Source organism: Micromonospora sp. NPDC005161 (assembly GCF_053599855.1).
This window is the reverse complement of the sequence record NZ_JBSFYQ010000066.1, coordinates 1-22,487: the sequence shown is the minus strand read 5'-3', so window position 1 is coordinate 22,487 and position 22,487 is coordinate 1. Positions and strand designations below refer to the sequence as shown.

Annotated in this window: 15 protein-coding genes and 1 pseudogene; 13 read left to right on the top strand and 3 right to left on the bottom strand. The window is 67.4% G+C overall.

The features are described from left to right. The 13 genes and pseudogenes from ACWD5O_RS34450 to ACWD5O_RS34390 form a co-directional block, all read left to right on the top strand. Nucleotides 1-404: pseudogene (locus tag ACWD5O_RS34450) on the top strand (beta-L-arabinofuranosidase domain-containing protein); the annotation flags it as partial. Between the two features lie 450 nt (nucleotides 405-854). Continuing rightward, nucleotides 855-1,793, top strand: a complete 939-nt coding sequence (locus ACWD5O_RS34445) for an ABC transporter substrate-binding protein (protein ID WP_354968722.1) — start codon at nucleotides 855-857, stop codon at nucleotides 1,791-1,793. Between the two features lie 139 nt (nucleotides 1,794-1,932). Then, the gene (locus ACWD5O_RS34440; protein WP_450087857.1) at nucleotides 1,933-3,507 is read left to right on the top strand and encodes a sugar ABC transporter ATP-binding protein; all 1,575 of its coding nucleotides are present in this window, start codon (nucleotides 1,933-1,935) and stop codon (nucleotides 3,505-3,507) included. Continuing rightward, nucleotides 3,504-4,589, top strand: coding sequence for an ABC transporter permease (locus tag ACWD5O_RS34435; RefSeq protein WP_354968720.1), 1,086 nt, complete (start codon nucleotides 3,504-3,506; stop codon nucleotides 4,587-4,589). Before ACWD5O_RS34440 ends, ACWD5O_RS34435 begins: the two co-directional genes overlap by 4 nt. Next, entirely contained in the window at nucleotides 4,586-5,641 is a 1,056-nt protein-coding gene (locus tag ACWD5O_RS34430; protein WP_354968719.1) for an ABC transporter permease subunit, read from the top strand. The genes ACWD5O_RS34435 and ACWD5O_RS34430 overlap by 4 nt, the downstream gene beginning before the upstream one ends. Before the next feature lie 49 nt (nucleotides 5,642-5,690). Next, entirely contained in the window at nucleotides 5,691-7,433 is a 1,743-nt protein-coding gene (gene araB, locus ACWD5O_RS34425; protein ID WP_354968718.1) for a ribulokinase, read from the top strand. Between the two features lie 20 nt (nucleotides 7,434-7,453). Beyond that, on the top strand, nucleotides 7,454-8,185 hold the full coding sequence (locus ACWD5O_RS34420; RefSeq protein ID WP_450087859.1) for an L-ribulose-5-phosphate 4-epimerase: 732 nt from the start codon (nucleotides 7,454-7,456) through the stop codon (nucleotides 8,183-8,185). Further along, entirely contained in the window at nucleotides 8,182-9,696 is a 1,515-nt protein-coding gene (gene araA, locus ACWD5O_RS34415) for an L-arabinose isomerase (RefSeq protein ID WP_354968716.1), read from the top strand. The genes ACWD5O_RS34420 and araA overlap by 4 nt, the downstream gene beginning before the upstream one ends. Next, nucleotides 9,693-10,406: an aldose epimerase family protein gene (locus tag ACWD5O_RS34410; protein ID WP_450087856.1), complete on the top strand. Its 714-nt coding sequence runs from the start codon at nucleotides 9,693-9,695 to the stop codon at nucleotides 10,404-10,406. The genes araA and ACWD5O_RS34410 overlap by 4 nt, the downstream gene beginning before the upstream one ends. A gap of 26 nt (nucleotides 10,407-10,432) precedes the next feature. Next, nucleotides 10,433-10,642, top strand: a complete 210-nt coding sequence (locus ACWD5O_RS34405; protein ID WP_450087858.1) for a hypothetical protein — start codon at nucleotides 10,433-10,435, stop codon at nucleotides 10,640-10,642. A 370-nt stretch (nucleotides 10,643-11,012) separates the two neighbouring features. After that, a complete protein-coding gene (locus tag ACWD5O_RS34400; RefSeq protein ID WP_449939094.1) occupies nucleotides 11,013-11,999 on the top strand; it encodes a LacI family DNA-binding transcriptional regulator in 987 nt (328 codons plus the stop codon). Between the two features lie 275 nt (nucleotides 12,000-12,274). Then, nucleotides 12,275-14,539, top strand: coding sequence for an immunoglobulin-like domain-containing protein (locus tag ACWD5O_RS34395; protein WP_450087855.1), 2,265 nt, complete (start codon nucleotides 12,275-12,277; stop codon nucleotides 14,537-14,539). 538 nt (nucleotides 14,540-15,077) lie between these two features. Further along, on the top strand, nucleotides 15,078-15,635 hold the full coding sequence (locus ACWD5O_RS34390) for a hypothetical protein (protein WP_354968804.1): 558 nt from the start codon (nucleotides 15,078-15,080) through the stop codon (nucleotides 15,633-15,635). Between the two features lie 363 nt (nucleotides 15,636-15,998). Here the strand turns inward: ACWD5O_RS34390 and ACWD5O_RS34385 are convergent, their stop codons facing one another. From ACWD5O_RS34385 to ACWD5O_RS34375, 3 genes are all read right to left on the bottom strand, one after another. Further along, the gene (locus tag ACWD5O_RS34385; RefSeq protein ID WP_450087854.1) at nucleotides 15,999-18,941 is read right to left on the bottom strand and encodes a beta-L-arabinofuranosidase domain-containing protein; all 2,943 of its coding nucleotides are present in this window, start codon (nucleotides 18,939-18,941) and stop codon (nucleotides 15,999-16,001) included. A gap of 760 nt (nucleotides 18,942-19,701) precedes the next feature. Next, nucleotides 19,702-20,574: an NPCBM/NEW2 domain-containing protein gene (locus tag ACWD5O_RS34380; protein ID WP_450087853.1), complete on the bottom strand. Its 873-nt coding sequence runs from the start codon at nucleotides 20,572-20,574 to the stop codon at nucleotides 19,702-19,704. Between the two features lie 642 nt (nucleotides 20,575-21,216). Continuing rightward, nucleotides 21,217-22,284 carry an integrase core domain-containing protein gene (locus ACWD5O_RS34375; RefSeq protein ID WP_450087852.1) on the bottom strand — a complete coding sequence of 356 codons (1,068 nt, stop codon included), beginning with the start codon at nucleotides 22,282-22,284 and terminating at the stop codon, nucleotides 21,217-21,219. Between the last annotated feature and the right edge of the window lie 203 nt (nucleotides 22,285-22,487).

The following is a 22,487-nucleotide window of genomic DNA, read 5'->3' as shown; positions in this document are numbered from 1 at the left end:
CCCAGGCCAGCACCACGGCGGGGGGTGACCTGCTCTTCACCACCCACGGCTTCACCCTGCGGCCGTACTACATCGGCGACGCCCAGGCCGCCTCGACGTACTTCCGACGGATCGAGCCGACGATCGTGTTCGGCTCGGTCGACACCGGCGTACCGAACCACAAGCGCAACGACGGCCTGCCGAACTACGACATACCCGTGCAGGGAATCACCTCACCCGGCACCGACGGCCCGACCTTCCTCGACCTGGTCTGGGATCAGGCGCCCTTCGAGAATCACGGCCAGTTCGTCAGCACCGTCACCCGCATCGCCGAGGAGTTCCTCGATGCGGGCGTCTTCACCGCCGCGGAGAATGACCTCATCGTCTCCCACGCGGCCCGGTCGAACAAGGAACTCGCTCCATAGGAGACACCGGCCGTCGTCGAATCCGCCCACCAAAGGCCGCGGCCCGGTCGACTCGAGTCGACCGGGCCGCGGTATCGCCCACATTCCGCTGGGCAAACGCCTTGACGCGTCAATAACGCCCGGCAATTCTCGTGGGCAGCAATTCGCTATTTCAACCACGCCGCGCAGTCCCTGGGCGGCGCAGTAACCGTGCTCCGGTACGAACTGGCAACTCCCGGTTACAGCTCCTATCGGTCGCGCGAACCCGTCATTTCAACCGATTCCAATTAGGCTTGTGTCTCGACAGTGTTAGCGATAACATCTGCTCGCTTGTCAGCGCACACCGAACGCGACTGCACGATATTGACTGCCACCCGGCTCGGGACTGCCTCGAGCCGATTTTGAGGAGGAGACCAGATGGCGAGGAACAGGAGATTCCGCCGGCTACTGTGCGTCGTTAGCGCGGGAGTCATGGCGATTGGCCTGTCGGCGTGTTCCAGCGGTGGAGGCGACACTGGCGGAGGCGACGAGCTGACCACGATCGGCTTTGTAGCCGTCGGTCCGGAGGGTGCATGGCGGCAGGCCAACGAGGCCAACATGCAGGAGACCTTCACGAAGGAGGCCGGCTTCGACCTGAAGTACGCCCCGGCTACGAACCTGGACCAGAAGTCGCAGATCGACGCGTTTACGTCCTTTGTGGACGAGGGCGTGGATGTCATCCTGCTGTCGGCGACGGAGGGCTCGGGCTGGGAGGACTCGCTCAAGCGCGCCCAGGAGGCGGAGATTCCCGTCATCCTGATCGACCGTGGCATCGAGCCCGACGCGACCGACCTCTACGCCACCCGCATCGCGCCCGACAACTTGCAGGTCAGCAAGTCGGTCGCCGGATGGGCCGCGGAGACCTTCCCCCAGGGGGCGAACTACTTCGTGATCGAGGGGCCCGCGGGCGTCTCCGTCGTCAACGAGCGCAACCGTGGCTGGAACGAGACGATCGGCGCGAAGACCGAGTTCAAGAAGCTCGGCGCGCAGACGGCCAACTGGTCGACGGAGGAGGCGAAGAGCGTCTTCGAGACGGTGCTCAAGTCGAACAAGAACAACGTCCAGCTCGTCTTCGCGCAGAACGACGAGATGGGCCTCGGCGCTGTCCTCGCTGTCGAGGAGGCTGGCCTGGTGCCCGGCAAGGACGTGAAGATCGCCACGATCGACGGCACGCACAACGCCGTCCAGGCGCTGGCGGACGGCAAGCTGAGCTTCGTCGCGGAGTACAACCCGTTGTTCGGTGAGACGGCCCTGGACGCGGTGAAGAAGGTTCTCGCTGGTGACAAGGTCGAGTCGTACATCATCGTGCCGAGCCTGACGTTCAACTCGCCGGATGCGGCCAAGACGGCGCTGCCCAGCCGGAAGTACTAGTTCCGGGCGGCGCCCGATCGGCCCCGATCTGGGCCGGCGGTGCCGGGGCCTTCCGAACCGGGGGAGGCCCCGCACCGCGTGACATCACCACTGCGAGTCGATCGTGGTGGTTGCAGGCGGCAGCTGCGAGGTAGGGAAAATGACAGGATCACCACCGATCGTCGAGATGCAGGGCATCTCCATCGCGTTCCCCGGGGTGAAGGCGCTCGACAACGTCGACTTCCGACTCTTTCAGGGGGAAGTCCACACCCTGATGGGTGAGAACGGCGCCGGCAAGTCCACTCTCATCAAAGCGCTGACAGGCGTCTATCGGATCGATGCCGGGTCCATCCTGATCGCGGGGCAGGGGCGGCGCCTGAACGGCACCGCCGACGCCCAGGCGGCGGGCATCTCCACCGTGTACCAGGAGGTGAACCTGTGTACAAACCTGACGATCGGTGAGAACGTCATGCTCGGACACGAGGTGCGCGGCCGGATCGGCGTGAACTGGCGGGCCACCAACAAGGCGGCGACGGAAGCGCTCGCCAAGCTGGGGCTCGGGCATCTCAACCCGCGCCGACCCCTTTCCAGTGTCTCGCTGGCGATGCAGCAGCTGGTGGCGATCAGCCGGGCGATGGTCACGGACTCCAAAGTTCTCATCCTCGACGAGCCCACGTCGAGCCTCGACGCGAACGAGGTCGACGGGCTGTTCCAGGTGATCCGCCGGCTGCGTGACCAGGGGGTGGCGATCCTCTTCGTATCGCACTTCCTCGATCAGGTGTACGCGATCAGTGATCGCCTGACGGTGCTGCGGAACGGGAAGTACGAGGGCGAGTACCTCACCCGCGAACTGGACCGCACCGTGCTCATCTCGAAGATGATCGGCAAGGATCTCGCGGCGCTGAAGTCCTTGGGATCCAACCGTCAGACCGAGGAGCGCGACCGGACCGTCATCCCCCTCGTGAAGGCGACCGGGATCGGCCGGACGGGTTCGATCGAGCCCACGGATCTGGACCTGCATCGGGGCGAGATCGTCGGGTTCGCCGGGCTACTCGGATCGGGTCGCACCGAACTCGCTCGGCTGCTCTACGGGGCGGACCGGCCGGACAGCGGCGAGGTGGAAATCGAGGGAAAGAAGTCCGAGATCCACACCCCGGTCGACGGCCTCGAGCACCGCATCGCGTTCTCCACCGAAAACCGCCGTGACGAAGGCATCCTCGGCGATCTCACCGTCCGCGAAAACCTCATCCTGGCCGTTCAGGCCAAGCGAGGGTGGCCGCTGCCGCTGCCGCGCCGTGAGCAGGACGCGATCGTCAGCAAATACATGGCTGCCCTGAACGTGCGACCCGCCGACCCCGAGCAGCCGATCAAGAATCTCTCCGGCGGCAACCAGCAGAAGGTACTGCTCGGCCGTTGGCTCGCGACGAACCCGGAGCTCCTGATACTCGACGAGCCAACCCGGGGGATCGATGTGGGCGCCAAGGCCGAGATCCAGGAGAGCGTCGCGGAGCTCGCCGGAGGCGGCGTCGCTGTCGTGTTCATCTCCTCCGAGCTCGAGGAGGTGATTCGGCTGAGCGATCGCATCGTCGTCCTGAAGGACCACCGCAAGATCGGCGAGATCATCAACGGACCCGATGTCACCGCCCAGGAGGTCGTCGACATCATCGCCGCGCATGGGGAAGCCGCTCTCGAAAGCGACATCATCGATCCGGACGGGAAGGACAGCACCGCGTGAGAACGACAGAGCGGCGGACCGGCGCGGGGGGGCGAGACCTGATCCGGCGGCCTTACTTCTGGGGGATCATCGCGATCCTGTTGCTCCTCCTGGTAAACGTCCTCAAGGACCCATCCTTCCTTGCGGTTTCGGTCAACTCGGCCAACGGCAACCTGGTGGGCAACCTCCTCGACATCCTTCGGGCATCCGCGCCGATCCTGATGATCGCGGTCGGCATGTCGTTGGTCATCGCGACCGGTGGGATCGACCTGTCGGTCGGCTCCATCATGGTCGTCGCCGGCGCGGTCTCCATGGAGTTCCTCAAGGCGAGCGGTGACTCGACCTCCAGCGGAGTGGCGCTCGGCGCACTGGGCCTGGCTCTGGCGGTGAGTGCGCTGCTGGGCGTCGTCAACGGCATCCTGGTGTCCGTCGTCGGGCTTCAGCCGTTCATTTCGACGCTCGTCATGATGCTTGCCGGCCGTGGGCTGGCGAAGGTGATCACCTCGGGGCAGAACACAGCCGCCTCCAACGGACCGTTCCGATGGATCGCGAACGGATACGTCATCGGTTTGCCGGTTGTGGTGCTGCTCGCCGTCGTGGTGGTGGTCATCGTTGCTGTCGTCGTCCGCCGCAGCGCGCTCGGTCTGATGATCGAGGCTATCGGCATCAATCCGAAGGCCAGCCGGATGGCGGGGATCAGACCGCGTGGCCTGCTCATCACGGTTTACGCGGTCAGCGGCGTCCTAGCCGGGATCGCCGGTGTCTTCGCGACGGCGAGCGTGATGACCGTCGACGTTTCCAGGACCGGATACCAGCTCGAGTTGGACGCAATCCTCGCCGTGGTGATCGGCGGCGCCTCGCTCGCCGGTGGCAAGTTCTCCATGGGCGGCGCGGTCGTCGGTGGGCTGCTGATCGCGACGCTGGACAAGACGATCGTGTTCCTCGGCGTCTCCTCCTCGGCGACGCCCGCCTTCAAGGCGGCGGTCATCATCGTGCTGTGCCTACTTCAGTCCGAGCGGGTACGAAATCTGTTCACGCAGCGCCCCGTACCAACCGCTCGCGCGCCGAAGGCTCGCGCGCCTAAGGAGAGCGTGACCGCATGACCATCACGATTCTCCCCGATCCCCCCGGGGCGGAGACGAAGTCACGGATCGGTCGGCTGACGGATGTCGCGGCGCGGACGTGGCGGACGAACCTGACCACCGTGCCGACCCTCGCGGCCGTCGTGATCTTCATCGCCATGATGATCTATGGCGAACTCGCCTACGGGCGCATCCTGCAGTACAACACGCTGTCGAACCTGCTCATCAACAACGCCCATCTGGTGATCATCGCGGTGGGCATGACGTTCGTCATCCTGACCGGCGGAGTCGACCTGTCGGTGGGCGCCGTGATCGCGTTCTCCAGCGTCGCCGGGTTGCTCCTGGCCAACGCCGGGTGGAACCCGTGGGTCGTGATGGTGCTGATGATCGGGATCGGCACGGCCTTCGGTGTCGCGTCTGGCGTCCTGGTCCAGTACTTCAAGGTGCAGCCCTTCATCGCGACCCTCGCGATGATGTTCCTCGCCCGCGGTCTCGCCTCGACACTGAGCACCACACCCGAACGGCTCGCCGACGACTCGTCCATCAGATCGCTGGCGACGAAGTTGAAGATCATAGACGGCGAAAAGGTCAATGACCTGGTCCTGACACCGGGCGTGCTGATCGCCGTCCTTGTCGTCGTCGTCGGATTCGTCGTGCTCCACCGGACCCGAACCGGCCGCACCGTTTACGCCATCGGCGGCTCCGAGCAGTCCGCCGCGCTGATGGGCCTGCCCGTGGTACGCACCAAGCTCTGGGTGTACGCGATCAGCGGAACGCTCGCCGGCCTGGCCGCGGTCGTCTACACCTCGCGGTTGGGTATCGCGCAGAACATCACGGGCATCGGCTGGGAACTGGACGCGATCGCAGCCGTCGTGATCGGCGGCACGCTCCTGACCGGGGGCGCGGGGTACGTCCTCGGGTCGGTGGTCGGCGCGCTCGTTCTCGGTCTGATGAACGTGCTGATCACCCGGGACGGCGGGATCAGGCCCGAGGCCACGACCATCATCACCGGTGGCATCTTGCTCGTCTTCGTGCTGCTGCAGCGAGCACTGACCGCACGCAGACGCGAGTGAGGACGGTAACGATCGTGCAGGTTCGGGACTCGTTGACGGAGGTGGCCGGGTGAACGGACAGAGTGGTATTCAAGAGCGGTACGTGATCGGCGTCGACTTCGGCACCCTGTCCGGCCGGGCGATCGTGGTCCGCGTCTCGGACGGAGCGGAGCTCGGCTCGGCCGTCCACGAGTACGAGCACGGCGTCATGGACGACGTCCTCACCGCCGCACCGGCCGCCGCAGGGCGGGTGCAGCTCGGTTCAGACTGGGCACTGCAGGCGCCGCAGGACTACGTCGAGGTGCTCAAGCACGCGGTGCCGGCCGCGGTCGCGGCCTCCGGAGTCGATCCGGGCGAGGTGATCGGCATTGGCACGGACTTCACGGCATGCACGATGGTGCCCACCCTCGCCGACGGGACCCCCCTGAGCGACCTGCCCGAGTTCGCGGCGCGGCCGCACGCGTACGTCAAGCTGTGGCGGCACCACGCCGCCCAGCCGCATGCGGACCGCATCAACGCCCTGGCGCATGACCGGCGCGAGCCGTGGATCACGCGCTACGGCGGTCTCATCTCGAGCGAGTGGGAGTTCGCGAAGGGACTACAGCTGCTGGAGGAGGACCCCGAGCTCTACTCCCGGATGGAGCACTGGGTCGAGGCGGCCGACTGGATCGTATGGCAGCTGACCGGCACGTACGTGCGCAACGGCTGCACGGCCGGCTACAAGGGCATCTATCAGGATGGCGCGTACCCGAGCCGGGAGTTCCTGGCGGCGCTGAATCCCGACTTCGCGGGGTTCGCCGACGACAAGGTCGCCCACCAGATCGGACAGCTCGGGGACGTCGCGGGCACCCTGAGCGCCCGGGCGGCGGCGTGGACCGGGTTGCCTGAGGGCATCGCCGTGGCGGTGGGCAACGTCGACGCGCACGTCACCGCGCCCGCCGCCCAGGCCGTCCAGCCCGGCCAGATGGTCGCGATCATGGGAACCTCGACCTGCCATGTGATGAGCCACGACCAGCTCGCCGAGGTTCCGGGCATGTGCGGCGTCGTCGACGGCGGGATCGTCTCGGGACTGTACGGCTACGAGGCTGGCCAGTCCGGGGTCGGCGACATCTTCGCGTGGTACGTGAACAACCAGGTGCCCGGGCGCCTGCACGACGAGGCTGCCGCCGCCGGCAAGAGCATCCATCAGCACCTGACCGATCTGGCGTACGCCGAGCCCGTCGGCGCCCACGGCCTCGTGGCGCTCGACTGGCATTCGGGTAACCGTTCGGTGCTCGTCGACCACAAACTGTCGGGCGTGATCGTGGGGCAGACCCTCGCAACCCGTCCCGAACAGGGCTACCGGGCGCTGCTGGAGGCGACCGCGTTCGGCACGCGGGTCATTGTCGAGACCTTCGCCGCCGCCGGTGTGCCCGTGACCGAGTTCATCGTCGCCGGCGGGCTGCTGAAGAACCCGCAGCTCATGCAGACGTACGCGGACGTGCTGCGCCTGCCGATCTCGACGATCGCGAGCGAGCAGGGTCCCGCGCTCGGCTCGGCGATCCATGCGGCCCTCGCTGCCGGGGCGTATCCCGACATCCGCGCCGCCGCCGCCGCGATGGGCGCGGTCGACCGTTCGGTCTACACCCCGAACGAGACGGCTGCCGCGGTATACGACCAGCTCTTCGCTGAGTACCGCACGCTGCACGACTACTTCGGCCCGGGCGCGACCGGGGCCATGAAGCGGCTGCGGGCACTTCGTCGCGACGCGCTCCAGGTCGCCAACTGGGCGGCGGAGTCCGTCCCCGAGCTGGTCGAAGGGGTCAGTGCGTGAGCGGGATCTTCAGCCATGACGTGCAATCGGCAATCGAAGCCACCCGGGTGGAGGTGGCGCGCCTCCACGGGGAGCTGACCCGGTACGGGCTCGTCGTCTGGACGGCCGGCAACGTGTCGGGCCGGGTCCCGGGCGCCGATCTGTTCGTCATCAAGCCGTCCGGCGTCTCCTACGACGCGCTGGCGTCCGAGAACATGATCCTCTGCGACCTGGACGGCAACGTCATCCCCGAGACCCCCGGCAGCGAGCGGGCACCCTCGAGCGACACCGCGGCACACGCATACGTGTACCGCCACATGGCCGGCGTGGGCGGTGTCGTGCACACGCACTCCACCTACGCGGTGGGGTGGGCGGCGCGCGGCGAGGAGATCCCTTGTGTCATCACCGCGATGGCGGACGAGTTCGGGGGGCCCATCCCGATCGGGCCGTTCGCGATCATCGGTGACGACTCGATCGGCCGCGGCATCGTCGAGACCCTCACGGGCCATCGCTCGCGGGCCGTACTGATGCAGAACCACGGGCCGTTCACGATCGGGGCGACGCCGAAGGACGCCGTGAAGGCCGCCGTCATGGTCGAGGATGTCGCGCGCACCGTGCACCTCGCCCGTGAGGCGGGCACCCTCATCCCGATTCCGGAGGAGGCGATCGACCGCCTCTACGACCGCTACCAGAACGTGTACGGGCAGGCCGATGATGCCCGCCGCGCCACCCCCGCCGCAGACGCGCCCGAGCAGGAAGAGATCTACGCATGACCCGCACCGCGCTCGCCACGTCCTTCGAGTCCTACGAGGTGTGGTTCCTTACCGGGAGCCAGGACCTGTACGGCGAGGAGACGCTCCGCCAGGTCGCCGAGCAGTCCCGCGCGATCGCCGACGAGCTCGGCGCCGGCGTGCCGGTCCGCGTCGTTTGGAAGCCCGTCCTCACCAGCTCCGACGCCATCCGGCGCCTTGCTCTCGAGGCGAACGCGGCGGACGGTGTCATCGGCGTCGTGGTGTGGATGCACACGTTCAGCCCCGCCAAGATGTGGATCGCTGGACTTGACGCGCTGCAGAAGCCGATCCTGCACATGCACACGCAGGCGAACGTCGAGCTGCCGTGGAGCGACATCGACTTCGACTTCATGAACCTGAACCAGGCCGCGCACGGCGATCGCGAATTCGGCTACATCCAGACGCGCCTCGGCGTGGCGCGCAAGACGGTCGTCGGCCACGTCTCGAACCCGCAGGTCGTCCGGCAGGTCGAGGACTGGCAGCGCGCGGCCGCGGGGTGGGCGGCGGTCCGCAGCCTCAAGCTCGCCCGGTTCGGCGACAACATGCGCTACGTGGCCGTCACGGAGGGCGACAAGGTGGAGGCCGAGCTGCGCTTCGGCGTGCAGGTGAACACGTGGGGCGTCAACGAGCTGGCCGATGCTGTGGACGCGGCAGCCGACGCCGACATCGACGCCCTGGTCGCGGAGTACGAGCAGACGTACGACGTCGTCCCCGAGCTGCGGGCCGGCGGCGAGCGGCACGCGTCGCTGCGCAACGGCGCCGCGATCGAGCTCGGGCTGCGTTCGTTCCTCGAGGAGGGCGGTTTCGGGGCGTTCACCACAAGCTTCGAGGACCTTGGCACGCTGAAGCAGCTACCGGGGCTCGCGGTGCAGCGCCTCATGGCCGAGGGCTACGGCTTCGGGGCGGAGGGCGACTGGAAGACCGCGATTCTCGTCCGCGTCGCGAACGTGATGGGCGCGGGTCTTCCCGGTGGCGCGAGTCTCATGGAGGACTACACGTACGATCTCGTGCCCGGCTCGGAGCGCATCCTCGGCGCCCACATGCTTGAGGTCTCGCCGTCGCTCGCGACCACGAAGCCGCGCCTGGAGATTCACCCGCTGGGCATCGGCGGCAAGGAGGACCCGGTGCGCCTGGTCTTCACGGCGGCTCCCGGCCCCGCCCTCGTCGTCGCGATGAGCGACGTGCGCGACCGCTTCCGGCTCGTCGCGAACGTCGTCGAGAACGTTCAGGCTCCCGACCTGCCGAAGCTCCCGGTCGGCCGCGCCGTGTGGCGCCCCCAGCCCGACTTCGCGACCTCGGCAGCGTGCTGGCTCGCCGCCGGTGCCGCCCACCACACCGTCATGACGACTGCCGTGGGGATCGACGTGTTCCGTGACTTTGCCGAGATCGCGAAGACCGAGCTCGTCGTCATCGACGAGAAGACGACCGTCCGGGACTTCCAGCGAGAGCTCCGGTGGAACCAGGCCTACTACCGTCTGAGCCAGGGACTATGAGCGGAGCCGCACCGCTTTCAGGCACGCAGCACACCATCCGTGCTGGCCACTACACCGCGACAATCGCCAGCGTCGGTGCCTCGCTGCGGGTGCTGCGGTTCCAAGCGCGTGACCTCGTGGTGCCCTTTGAGGCGGACCAGGTGCGGCCCGCTTACCGGGGTGCCACGCTGGCACCATGGCCCAACCGCGTGGTGGACGGCCGTTACACGTTCGCCGGGCTGGAACAGATCCTCGCGCTGACGGAGCCATCCCGCGGTCACGCGCTCCATGGCCTTGCCGCGTGGCTCGACTTCAAACAAATCGAAAAGGGATCCGGCCACGTGGTGCTCGCCACCACGATCGAGGCACAGGCTGGCTATCCCTTCCAGGTCGGGCTCGAGACCACCTACGCCCTGAATGGCTCCGGACTCACGCAGACGGTGCGCGCGACCAACCTCGGCGCGCAGACCGCTCCATTCGGCACCGGACCGCACCCCTACCTCGTCGCGGGACCGGATCCTCTCGACGCCTGGACGCTGGAACTGCCGGCGGATCAGGTCTCCGCAGTGACCGCGGACCGCCTGATACCGACAGGCATGCGCGCGGTGGACGAGGACGAACCCGCCCGCTTCGATTTCCGGGTCCCACGCCGTATCGCCGACGCGCGTATCGACCATGCCTTTACGGATCTGCGCAGGCCGATGCGAACGGGCGGTATGCCGTTCGCGTGACCAACGACTCCGGTTCCGGAGTCCAAATGACATGGGATCACAGGTGCCGGTGGGTGCAGGTCCACACCGCTGACCTGCCGGGAACAACCCACGATCGCGTCGGACTCGCGGTTGAACCCATGACTTGCCCGCCCGATGCCTTCAACTCTCACCGGGACCTCATCCTTCTCGATCCTGGCGAGTCCACGACTGTGTCATGGACGATTGCGGCGATCGAGTCGAGCGCGGACGAATAGGAGCCTCGGATGCCCGCACTACTTTGGGGAAATTGATCTGTGGCACGAAGTGTCTGGCAACGAACGGCTCCAGCACGGAGGTAGTGGTCGCGGTGGGTGATATATGCGAGCATAAATCCGCTGTCGACTCACCGCCTCGCCTGCCCGCCGGCTGATCGGTCTGACGGCGATCATCACCGCCGCCTTCGGCCTGAGCGATGTGTGCGAGGGATGGCTGGGGCGGCGGCGCGCGACGGGCTCAAGGTCGTCGTCCAGTGTGGGCAGTAGTGGTGAACGTGATGGAACGGTGGGAATCGAGCATGATGAGCCATAGACGGCACGGCTGGGAGCGATCGGAGTGAGCGTGTCGAGCAACCGTCGGTTGCCGGTGATGAGTGATGTCGCGCGGCTGGCGGGCGTCTCCCACATGACCGTTTCCCGGGTTCTCAACGAGCCGAAGACGGTCCGGCCGGAGACCCGCGAGCGGGTCCGGCTCGCTATCGAGCAGCTTGGCTACCGGCGCAACAGCGCCGCGCGCAGCCTGGTCACCCGCCGGTCCCAGACACTCGGCGTCGTCTGCTTCGATACCACGCTGTACGGGCCTGCCTCCACGCTCAATGGCATCGAGCACGCGGCCGAGGACGCGGGGTACGCCGTCAGCGTCGCGACTCTGCGTCGTCCGACGCCCGAGGCGGCGGCGCAGGCCGTGCAGCGCCTGGTCGACCAGTCCGTGGAGGGACTGGTCCTCATCGCCCCGCAGGCCTCCGCCGCGGTCGCGCTCATCCGTGCCGTGCCGACGAACCTGCCCGTCGTCGCGGTGGAGAGTGCGCTTCCGCACGTCACCAGCGTCTCGGTAGACCAGGAGCTCGGCGCCCGCATGCTCACCGACTACCTGCTATCGCTCGGCCACGAGACCGTGCACCACGTGCGTGGTCCGGCCGACTGGAGCGAGGCGAACGGTCGTGTGGAGGGCTGGCTGGCCGCGCTGGAGGCACAGGGCCGGCCGGCGCCGAAGGCGCTGCCCGGTGACTGGAGCGCAAAATCGGGTTACCTTGCTGGCCAGAGGATAGCCAAGGCCGGCGTCGCCACCGCCGTGTTCGCAGCCAACGACTCAACGGCGTTGGGTGTGCTCCGGGCGCTGCACGAGGCCGGTGTCCGGGTGCCCGAGGACGTCAGCATCGTGGGCTTCGACGACATCCCGGAGGCCGCGTACATGACGCCCCCGTTGACCACCGTCAGTCAGCCGTTCCGCGAAGTCGGGCAACGCAGCCTCGAGATCCTGCTCGCCGAGATCGAGGGAGACGGCGAGAGCGGCAGTTCGACCGTCATCCCGCCAGACCTGGTGGTCCGGCAGAGCGCGCTCGGTCGCGCACCCTGAACGCCGGCACTGTCGCGGCCGTGAAGAAGACCGATGGACCGCACACGACTGGCCTCACTTGGCCCAGGGCGCGAGCGCTAACAGCGATGGCGTCAACCCCACGACGACGAATTTTTGATGGTTGACACAAGATGTTGACATTCTTATGTTAACGCTAACCATTGACCACCCGCCGCATCCTCCGCCTCAGCGGGGAAGGGTCGGCGTCAACACCCCTACACCCTGGCCACTGGCGGACGACCTGCGCGTCGCCGCCCGACAGGAGAACGACGTCCATGTTGCAATCGAGCTACCGCGCCGGCCCACGCCGCAGGCTCCTACGTCTCGCCATGCCCCTCGCCCTCGCCGGAATCGGCCTGAGTCTGGGCACCTCGGCGGCCCACGGGGAGGCGGTCCCCGCCGACGGCCTGATCGTGCACTACCCGATGGACCAGACAGCAGGTGGCACCGTCACCGACACGTCCGGGAACGGTCGGAATGCCGCCGTCAGTGGTGACATCACCTGGCGTGGCGCCGAGGGCCTGCAGCTCGGGGGTACCAACGGTCACGTCAAGCTGCCCGACAACCTGATGCGTGATCTTTCGCAGATCACGGTATGGCTCGACGTACGGATCGCTGCCGACCAGGCCAGCCCCTACTTCATCTGGGGCTTGGGCAACAGCAGCAACGGGGCGGGCAACGGCTACCTCTTTACCACCGGCAACGCCTACCGCACCTCGATCGCGACCGGGAACTGGTCCACCGAGCAGACCGTGTCCGCCAACCACAACGTCGTTCGCGAGCAGTGGAAGACTCTCACCTACACCCTTGGCGGCGGCACCGCCGTGCTCTACGAGGACGGCGTGGAGGTGGCCCGCAAGACCGGGGTGACTATCACGCCCGGCGCAATCGGCGGCGGCACAACCACGGCAAATTACATCGGCCGCTCCCTCTACAGCGGCGACAAGTACGTCAAGGGCCAGGTCCGCGACTTCCGGCTCTACGACCACGCCCTGACCGCTGCCGAGGTGTTGGAACTCAGCGCGGTCAGTGACCCCGAGCGCGTCGCCCGCGACATCGCCGCCCTCGACCTCGGCGACACCTCGGCCGTCACCGACAACCTCACCCTGCCCACCACGGGACCGAACGGTTCGCACATCACCTGGGCTTCCAGCGACGATGCCGTGGTCGCCCCCGACGGCACCGTCACCCGACCCGCCCCGGGCAACGACGACTCCACCGTCGTTCTCACCGCCACCATCGCCTCTGGCGAGGTCCACCAGGACAAGCAGTTCACGGTCGTAGTACCGGCCGAACTGACGGCTCAGGAGAAGGTCACCGAAGCAGCTGACGCCCTGCGTGTGTGGAACGCCGACGACATCCGCGGCAACATCACGCTGCCCACCTCCGGGCTGCACGGCACCGCCATCTCCTGGAAGACGACAGAGCCCGAGACCGTCACGCCAACCGGCGAGGTCACCCGTCCCGCGTACGGCGCCCAGCCCGTAGCCGTCAAGCTCACCGCGACCGTGCGTCTCGGCAATAAGCAAACCAAGCGGCGCTTCGACCTCACGGTCCGGCCACTGCCGAAGCGGGAGCCGCTCGACGGATACGCGTTCCCCTACTTCACCGGCGAAGGCTCCGCCAACGGCGAGCAGATCTACTTCGCCGCCAGCCGCGGCAACGACCCTCTGCATTGGGACGAGCTCAACGGCGGACAGCCGGTCCTTACCTCCACCTTCGGTGACAAGGGCGTCCGCGACCCCTTCATCATCCGCTCGCCCGAGGGCGACAAGTTCTACCTCATCGCCACCGACCTCAAGATCTTCGGCAATGGCAACTGGGACGCCGCCCAGCGCACCGGCAGCAAGTACATCGAGGTCTGGGAGTCCACCGACCTGGTCAACTGGTCCGAGCAGCGGCACGTCCGGGTATCGCCGGACACCGCGGGCAACACCTGGGCCCCGGAGGCGTACTACGACGAGTCGATCGGCGCCTACGTCGTCTTCTGGGCATCCAAGCTCTACAGCCAGGACGACCCGAACCACACCGGCGGCACCTACAACCGGATGATGTACGCCACCACCCGCGACTTCCGCACCTTTTCTGAGCCCCAGGTGTGGGTCGACCCCGGTTACTCGGTCATCGACTCCACGGTGATCAAGGAAGGCGACACCTTCTACCGGTTCACCAAGGACGAGCGGAACAACACCTCGACCACACCGTGCAGCAAGTTCATCACCGCGGAGAAGTCGACCGAGCTGCGAGACCTCGACTGGGACTTCGTCGCCGACTGCATCGGCAAGGGCGACGACGGCGAGCCCGGCATCAACCAAGGTGAAGGGCCGACGATCTTCAAATCCAACACCGAGGACAAGTGGTACCTGTTCATCGACGAGTTCGGTGGCCGCGGCTACGTGCCGTTCGAAAGCACCGACCTCGACAGCGGCGAGTGGACGATGTCGACCAACTACCAGCTGCCCTCCCGCCCGCGGCACGGGACGGTCCTGCCGGTCACCCAGGCCGAGCTCGACCGGGTACGGGCGTTCCACCTGCGTTGACGTCGACACCGGACGCAGGCTGATCGCGCAGTAGTCACTCGTGGGGCGGGCCGGACACCGTCGGGCCCGCCCTGCCGGCACCGCACCAGGCGCAGCGACCCGCGCTGGCCGCCCTTCCGACGATCCAGATGCGATGCCCAGACAACATCCAGGCGTCGTGAAGGTTCCGCGAGTGAGGCATCGAGTTGGAGCCGGAGTTTGCAACACACGGTGAGCAGACGGACAAGAGATGACCTCCTGTAGGTCACAACGACAACACCAGTGGTGGGGACGTTCACGTCGGTGGACAGCCGTATCGGGATTCCCAGCAGCCTTGATAGGCGGGCGTAGGTGGTGCACCGCGTCTTTCAGGTGCGCAAGCGTGGCGATTCGCCGGCATGACCCGCCGTATCACCCGCGGCAAACCGGCACGCCGTCAAGCCCGCCGCACCTGCACCTGGACCTGATCAACCCCATCTCAAACACGCTTTAAGATCAAAAAGGGGGTTGAACGGTCGGGACGATGAGGCGGGCGGGTTCGATGGTTTCGAGGTTCCCGATGGGTGAACCGCTCCAGGAGCTCAGTGGAGCAACCACTTTGTGGATCGTCGGTGTCAACCTTGATCTCATCTCGGGTTACACACTGTCGGGTGGCAGTGACCCGGACCGGTTCCTAACGGTGGGCGGCAGGCTCGTCCTCACTCCGACCGTCGAGGAACTGATTGAGGAACTCCCGGACTCAGGACAGCATTCGTTCCAGGACGATGAGCAACTCCTGACGTTCCGCCGGAAGGCGAAGCGAGCCTACGCACCTGATGCAACAGGAGGCGACGAGAGCGGATTGTACGATTTTGCCGCCACCCTGCGCGCGATTCGGGAGCGAGAGGTGCTGTACGCGCCGAATTCCGGAATGGCGGCCGATTGCCTCGGAGCCGCTCTGGATCTCGGCCGGCAGTACGGCGAGGACTCCCTCGGCTATCGATTAGCTCGCTTCGGCACCCTGGACCTGCTGTACCGGGCGGTCTGGGGTGAGCTGGAGGAGGAGGATCTCGACTACGTCGAGATTGAGGCCGCGTTCACGCGGCTGATCGACTGGATCGAAAGCACCGCCAGGTAGCGGAAACGGCAGGGTGGCCGGAACCTTCGGCCACCCTGCCGTCCTGATCTCCTGGCGTGCCCTGGTGTCACGGCCCCTTGCTGCCGCTGAGTCCACTGTTTCCCGGTGGGCTCAGCGGCAGCGACGTGCTGCAGGCGGGTGTGGGTGTCGCCGTTGCGATGAGCGGCGCGCCCCGCTACCACCCCCGCCCCGCTGCCCACGCCCAGGTGCGACATTGCGCGATCATCGGCTGTCGCCACGGCATCACAACTTCCGGATCGCGTTCCTGATCACGGCCGTCGCTGCGGCTTTGGGGTGGGGTTGGCCGCAGCGCGGGGCCGGTCCGGACGGTGACACCGCCCGGACCGGCCCCGCGCGACGACGTCAGCCGTCCAGGTCGCGCCGCGCCTGGGTGGCGGCGTCGAGGATCGCCTGCCGCTGTTCCTCGGTGTGCCGGCCGGCGGTGACCCACTCGGCCGAAACCTGCCGCACACGGTGGAGGAAGTGCCCGTGGCTGGCGAACGGCGCCTCGGCCCAGACCCGGTCGAGGAAGGTCTCGCCGTTCTCGTCGCGTACGCCGTCGTTGGGCACTCCGGACCCGACCGTGCCGAAGACCACATCGGGCTCGATCCGCTTGACGTACGGGTGGTAGGCGTTGAACTCGCCGGGCACCGGGTCGGAGATGTAATACGGCGCCAGCGTGTAGCCGTGCGTGGTGAAGCACATCGGCACGTCGGTCGATTGGATCGAACTGGCCAGATCGCCGTTGAGCTTGAGGTCGCGATAGAAGCTGAACTCGCGGTAGCTCGGCGTCGCGTCGCGGACCACCATCAGGGTCGGGCCATACATGATCGACTGGACCGACTTGTCGTCGAGGGCCTTCTCCACCCGGAAGCTCATCGGCATGTCGATGTCGATCGTGTCGCCGCGGTTCCAGCGCCGGTCGAGGGTGACGTAGCTGCCGGGCTCGGCCTCCAGCCGCTGGCCGCGCCCGTTGACCCGTACCGTGTAGCCCTGCGTCGCCCACGCCGGCACCCGCAGCCGGACCTTCAACCGCCCGCCGCCCTGCTCGAAGCGGAGCCGGCTCGACCCCTCGGTCGGGTACCGCGTCTCCTGGGTGATGACAAAGCCCCGGTCGCGCCAGGTGAGGGTCGAGGCGATGAAGAGGTTGACATAGAGCGTCGACTCGTCGGCCGAATGGAAATAGATCGTCTCCTGGTACTTGGTGTGGCTCTCCAGGCCGGTGCCGTTGCAGCAACTGCCGTTGCTGCCGTACCGGCTGTATTCGACGGTGTTGCCGATCCGGCGGGAGCGGCCCGGCCACATGTTCTGGTGGTACGTCACCTCCGTGCTGGTCACGCTGTCCACGTCCCGCCGCGAGCTGAGGATCTGGTTGTGCAGGGCCTTCTCGTAGAAGTCCATGTAGGCCGGATCCGGGTCGTGGAAGAAAAGGTTCCGGGTCAGCCGCAGCATGTTGTAGGCGCAGCAGGTCTCGGCGTGTCTCGGGTCCGACGATGAGGTGAATCCGGCGGTGATGACGCCGCGCGGGCCGAAGTGTTCGCTCCGGCCGGCGCCGCCGTTGCTGAAGGTGCGATGCGGCACCACCATCGACCAGAAGTGCTTGGCCGCGACGTGGAAGTCCCGGTCCCCGGTCCGCTCGAAGATCCGCAGGTAGCCGATGTTCGGCGCCATGTACTGGTTGGCGTGGCGCCCGTTGAGCTCGTCCCGCTCAGCAAGGGAGGCGTCGAACAGGGTGGTGAAGGTGAAAGCCTTCGCCGTCGCCAGGTACTGCGCCCGCTTCTTGGAGCCGTGGGCCAGCGCCGAGAGTTCCGCCATCACCTCGTTCATCGACCCGGCCTCGCCCGCGCTGTAGATGTTCCACATTCGATCTAGCTCATCCTGGCTGTACCGGCTGAGCCGCTGGTGGGCCCAGTCGCCCATCCGGAAGGCGATGTCGAGGGCCTCCTCGTTGCCGGTCAGGTGGTACGCGTTGAGCAGCCCTCGCATGATCTTGTGGCAGGTGTACCAGACCGCCCAGACCGCGTTCGGCCCGCTGTTGGGCTGCAGTGTCGGCGGCTCGAGGCGGCTGAACTGGCCCTCCGGGAACGCGGCCAGGAAACCGCGGTAGCTGGTGCCGATGATCCTCGCGTCCCGCCGGTTGCCCGAGTGGTCGCTTGCGGTCTCGCCGTCGGTGTCGAAGCGGTACCAGGCGACCAGGTCCGCCGGGGACGCGGCCGGGGCCGACGCCTGTTCAGCGGCGAGCGCCTGCACCTCGGTCCCGCTCAGCGCCCGACGATAGATCCGGAAGTCGTCGACCGACGTGTTCAGCAGCGGATCGTTGTTGCTCTGCCCGCGCCCGATCCAGTTGTTGCCGGTCGCACCGAGGCTCGCCGGGGTGAGCGTGATGGCGGCCGTGCCGGCCTCGACCCCGTCGACGTAGAGCCGACCGGTGCCGTCCGCGGCGGAGAGGGTGACCGCGACGTGCGCCCACTGACCGACTGGGACGGGAACGTTGTCGCCGGTGATCCGCTGCTCGGCGCTGGTGCCGCTGTTGGTGATCGCGAAACGCGGACCGGGGTTGGTCGCCGAGACCCGCGCGGTCAGCGAGAGGTGGACGTTGGCACCCGTGCCGAAGCTGAAGATCTTGGCGTTGTTCTGCGCCGCCACGAGGTTCACCCAGGCCGTGATGGTGACGTCCGCGACGTCCGCCAGGATGCCCGCGGGCAGCAGGACGTACTGGTTGGGGTGCGGGTCGCTGAGCCGTACCGCCTTGCCCGAACGGCCCGGCACCCGACCCACCGGCCGGGCGTCCAGCGCCCGTTGACACTTGCCCAGTTCCTCGACCAGGTAGTCCAGCTTGTCGAGGAAGACCTCCTCGCCGGTGTCGGCCCAACATTGCGACAGCATCGTCAGGTAGTGGCCGGTGAAGTGGCCGCGCAGCAGGTGGTTTGGGGTGTCCCAACCGCCCGGCCAGGTCCCGGGAGCGGACAGGCCGGCGTTGACCCGGAACAGGTGCAGCATGCGGTCCGGCCCGTCGAAAACACCGCCGGTGCCGGGGTAGTTCCGGGCGTAGTTGAGCATCCGGTCGCGCTTCTGCCGGAAGATGCCGTCGCGCAGAGCGACCTGGTTCAGCGCGAAGGGCTTGACCCGCCAGTTGGCGGCCTCCCAGCCCGGCCGTGGGTGTTTGCTTCCGGCGCCGCCTCGGTCGCCGGGGGTACCGCGCGAACCGATTGCGGGCGCGGTTGGCGCGAGGGTCATCGCGGCCGGGGCGGCGGCCGCCAATGCGCCAATGCGCAGCAGGTTCCGCCGGGAGAATTGCTTGCTCACGTCACTCTCCTTGTTCTGGGCTGTGACCAGCTCGCTGGCCGGGACGGGACATACCGGCCACCCCGCCGCCAAAAAGGAGATGTTCGCGCTAACATCGCGGCGCATTGGGTGACGGCTTGGCAGACGATGGCGGGGAATTAGCTCAGGCGGGACGGAGTCTTGCCGGTGGTGAGAGCGCTACTGCCGTGCGTGCTCCCCATGTTAGCGATCACTTGGACACGGTCAAGAGGTCTGTGCGCGTCGATGGCCCCGCCCGTCGTTGCCACCCCACCCCGACGGCACCGAATTTGTCCACACCGGAACCGACGGCTTCCGCCTGGCCCCCGGGGGCCGGCCGGCCCCCGGGCGGCTTCACCGCACTGGGTGCGAACGAGACGCCGGTGCACACCTGCGACATCGCCAGGGACTGGGATCAGCTGGAGTCCACCGCATCTCTCTTGCGAAGGGTTCGGACTTCGGAGGGCGGCGGCGTTGCATTCCGCGCGGTGGCCTCGGGCCTGCCATCGGCCAGGGCACCCGAAGGCCGGTAGAGGAGGCCAAGTCCGCTCAGGACCAAGGCGAGCAGGGTGACCACCATGACGATGCTGGCCAGCCGCCGGCTGGAGTTGAGGTCTCCGCCGTGAGCCGGGGGTAAGGGGTGGGTCCGCCGCCTGACCACCCTCTCGCACCTCCCATCGGAGTGAGCCGGCGGGATCGGGATGGCCCGGTGTCTGGTGACCGAACCCTCCCGGATCCCTCGTCGGCTCTCCCGGCGGCCCGCTTATGCGCAGGTCACCCGAGCCTCGCCCCAGTCGGCGTGGTCGAAGTTCCTACCGTCCCCACCGTCGGTGACCTTCAAGGTCACCATGCGCACTCCGCTGACGTCGACGCCGAGCGGGCGCGCGCCATCGGCGCGCCGGACGACCCCGGTGTCGGCGGGTTGCCGACCGTCGCCGAAGACCTGGAACGCGACCGAGCCGGACTGGGTGACCTCGTCGTCGATGCCGACCTCGGCCTGCAACTGGCTGCACGCGCCGCCCAGCCACACGGTGACCTCGCTGGGCGCGTGAGTGCCGATGCCCTTGGCGTACGTCGTGCCGCCGATGGCCAGCGTCTGCCCGTCGCCGGCGTCCATCTCCCCGTTGGACCGGTCCCGTTCGACCGGCCCCCATCCGTTGCTCTCACTCAGGAAGGGCAGGTCGCTGACGTACGCGGTTCCGCTCGGATTCGCCGGCGGAACGAACACCCGTACCGCTTCCTCGACATGCACCGGGCGCCGCTCCGGATCATCCGAGAAGCGGTAGGTGGCGACGACCGGGACATCCACGTACCCGGGAGCCGCGTCCGCCGCGGCGGTGACCGTCCACGCGCCGCTGACCGACTCGCCGGCCCGCATGCGCTTCGCCGACACCGTCGCACCGCTGGCACTCCAGCCCGCGGGCGGGGTCACCCGCAGTTCGACGTCACGGATTGGCTCGCCCGCGGGGAGGGTAAAGGTGCCGCGTACGTCGATGGTGCTGCCCGGTCGCGTTTCCGCCTGAGTGGGCGTCACCCCGAGATTCGTCTGCGGCACCCGGCGTGCCGGGCGGTCACAGGTCGACATTCCCTTCACGTACTCGTAGACCATCGAGACGAATCCACCGTTGGTGGCCACCGGCACCGCCAGCGAGTCGTCCGAGTCGACGATCCGTCCCTCCCGGACCAGGCCGTGCGGGCCATCGCGGAGGCTCCACGAGCCACCGGCCCTTGCCGAGGAACGTCAGTGGCGTCTCGAACGTCTTCGCCAGCGTGGCCGAGATCGCACCGAGGTCCCACCGGTCGCCCGCCCGTCGGGCGAGGAGAGCTCCTGCCCCGGACGTCCGCCGAGCAGTCGCGTCTCGTCCCAAGTCGTAGGGAATTGGTTCAGCAGCCGCAGCGCCTCGGGGCTCCCGGCAGCGGCGGTGAGCGCCGCTGGCCCAGTCGGCCGGAGCCGACTGGGCCAGATCTGGAGTGTGCGGGAACCCCACTCGCTATGGGCTCGGCACGGATGACGGTCGCAGGGTGGAACAGTCATCCACGGGCGTGGCCTCGATCTCGTTGGAGCCGGCGGCCCGCGCGTCGACCATCATCGGGATCACGGCGGAGGACGCCTGCCACATGGGTACAAATGCCTCGTATCCCGGTACCGAGGTCTCCTGGCTTACCAGGGTTGCGCACCCCGACGGGATCGCCGTCGACGCCGACGGCGGGGTCTGGGTGGCCTCCTGGGGATCCTGTCGGGTTCCAAAACCCTGTCACTTGGTCTGAGCTGGGCTTTCTACGCGGCTCGTTCGTACTCGTTGATCAGCCCGCCGAGGACGGGCCGGCGTTTGATCCGCTGGTCGGTCAGGTCAACGACGGGATGGTCGGAGCGTGGGGGCTGCAGCTGCAGTGCCCGGTGGGGGCGCCGACCGTTGTAGTGACGGGCGTATTCGTTGAGTGTTCGGCGTAGGTGCCGTTCACCGAAGATGAGGATGCGGTCGGTCACCTCGGTGCGGGCGGTGAGGACGAACCTTTCCGCGTAGGCGATGGCTCGCGGGCAGCGTGGTGGGATCTTGCACACGGTGATGCCGGTGTCGGCCAGGACGGTGTCGAAGGCGGTGGTGAACTGCCCGGCCCGGTCACGGATGAGGATCTTGAAATGGTCGGCGCGGTCGCCGAGGTCCATGTGTAGGTTGCGGGCCTGTTGGGCGGTCCATGGCCCGTCTGGGTTGGCGGTGATGCCGAGGATGTGGACGTAGCGGTTGCCGACTTCGATGACGAAGAAGACGTACAGGCGCTTCAGGGTGAGCGCGCAGTCCACATGAAAGAAGTCGCAGGCGAGGTTGGTCGATGCCTGCGTGCGGAGGAAGCGTCGCCAGGTGGTGTGGTCGCGGCGTACCGGCGCTGGTGGTATGTCAAGCCGTTTGAGGATCCGGCGGATCGTGGAGGCGCCGGTCCGGTGGCCGAGGCCGAGCAGTTCACCTTGGATTCTTTGGTAGCCCCAGCCGGGGTTGTCCCGGGCCATCTGCACGATTAGAGCGGCAACAGTTGGGTCGATTGGTGGGCGTCCTGGCTGGTTCGGGTAGGTCCAGTGTCGGGCGACCAGCCGCCGGTGCCACCGCATGACCGTGGCTGGGGTGACGAGCCGGTGCACCTTCAACGCTCGGGGCAGGAGCTTGATCAGGGCGGCGAGCACGGCACGGTCGGCCCAGTCCAGACGCGGTGTGGGGTTCTGCCGTCGGAGGACCGCGTTCTCGTGACGGAGAACCAAGATCTCCACATCTTTGGCTGCGGTGGTGCAGGCGAGGAGAGCCAGCCAGCCGGCGATCCGGCAGAACACGAGGTAGATCAGTCGGGGGGCCATGAGTAACGATGGTGGCTGGCATCGCTGCTATGCAATACATCCGGCCAGGTCAGCTGCGGTGGCAGGGTTTTGGAACCCCGCACGTGCGTGATTGGCCGGGGCACCTAACTGCGGCGAAGGAAGTCCTTTCATCGACTGTGAGGTGTGGCTCGTACGGCTTTGAGTGGCCTGGTCGTGTTCTCGGTGCGGTCGGTGTGCTGATG